Here is a 1669-nt window from a genome sequence, read left to right as displayed (position 1 = left end):
GCCGCCGCGCAGCGCATCGAGCAGATCAAACCCTCCCTGCCCGACGGGGTGGAACTGAACCCGGTCTACAACCGCACCAGCCTGGTGGACAAGACCATCGCCACCGTGCAGAAGAACCTGGCCGAGGGCGCGTTGCTGGTGATCGTGGTGCTGTTCCTGTTGCTCGGCAACTGGCGCGCCGCGTTGATCACCGCGGCGGTGATTCCGCTGGCGATGCTGATGACCGTCAGCGGTATGGTGACCTCGCGGGTCTCCGGCAACCTGATGAGCCTGGGGGCGCTGGACTTCGGCCTGATCGTCGATGGCGCGGTGATCATCGTGGAGAACTGCCTGCGACGGCTGGGCCAGTTCCAGCGCATGCACGGCGGCCTGCCGGATCTGAAACAGCGTCTGCGGGTGGTGCAGGAGGCGACCACCGAAGTGATCCGCCCCAGTGTGTTCGGGGTGACGATCATTATGATCGTCTACGTGCCGATCTTTGCCCTCAGCGGGGTGGAAGGCAAGATGTTCGAGCCTATGGCCTTTACCGTGGTCACCGCCCTGCTTGCGGCCTTGATCCTGTCGTTGACGGCGGTGCCGGCGGCGATAGCAGTGTTTGTGCGCGGGCCGATCAACGAAGAAGAGAATCGGCTGATGCGCGGCCTGCGTCGCGGTTATGAACCGATCCTGAAACTGGCGCTGGCCAATAAATTATCGGTCGTTCTCATTGCCATCGCGCTGATCGCCCTGACCGCGCTGCAGGCCACACGCATGGGCAGCGAGTTTGTGCCCGACCTGGATGAAGGCGATATCGCCATGCATGCCCTGCGCATTCCCGGCACCAGCCTGTCGCAATCGATCGAGATGCAACAGCATGTCGAGGCGAAGGTGCGCGAGTTCGCCGAGGTCAAACACGTGTTCAGCAAGATCGGCACGCCCGAGGTGGCCACCGATCCCATGCCGCCCAACGTGGCCGATACCTTCATTATCATGAAGCCGCGCGAGCAATGGCCCGATCCGCGCAAACCCAAGGCGCAACTGGTGCGCGAACTGGAAGCGGCGGTGAGCGATCTGCCCGGCAACAAGTACGAGTTCACCCAGCCGATCCAGATGCGCTTTAACGAGTTGATCTCGGGCGTGCGCGCCGATCTGGCGGTGAAGATCTACGGCGATGATCTCGACACGCTGGTGGCACTGGCCGAACAGATCGAAACCACCGTGCGCGGTGTGCCCGGCGCCGCGGATGTGCGTACCGAGCAGACCACCGGTCTGCCCCTGTTAACGGTGACCCCGAACCGGGAACGGCTGGCGCTGTACGGGCTGGATGTTGCCTCGGTCCAGGAGGTGTTGCACACCGCCACCGGCGGCAGCAGCGTCGGGCAGATTTACGAGGGCGATCGCCGTTTCGATCTGGTGGTGCGGCTGCCCGAAGATCTGCGTACCGATCTGGATGCCCTGGCACGCTTGCCGATCCGCCTGCCAGTTGACCAGCAGCGCGAAGTGGCGGGCGATGCCGACATGTTGGGCGTGGGCCACGGCCTGGAGGAAAACATCCCGCTGGGGGAAGTGGCGGATATCAGCTTTAAAACCGGGCCCAGCCAGATCAGCCGCGAGAACGGCAAGCGGCGCATCTTTGTCACCGCCAATGTGCGCGGCCAGGATCTGGGCAGCTTTGTCGAGGCGGTCAGTG

1 protein-coding gene is annotated in these 1669 nt (G+C 63.7%); it reads left to right on the top strand.

Annotated elements, in window-relative coordinates:
* A partial coding sequence (locus RI563_RS13390) for a CusA/CzcA family heavy metal efflux RND transporter (protein ID WP_310694881.1) occupies positions 1–1669 on the top strand: 1669 nt, incomplete at both ends.

Origin of the sequence: Thiohalophilus sp. (assembly GCF_031581315.1) — a bacterium.
Taxonomy (GTDB): Bacteria; Pseudomonadota; Gammaproteobacteria; order UBA6429; family Thiohalophilaceae; genus Thiohalophilus.
Note: the sequence above shows the minus strand (reverse complement) of the source record. Positions and strands in the feature narration are given on the sequence as shown.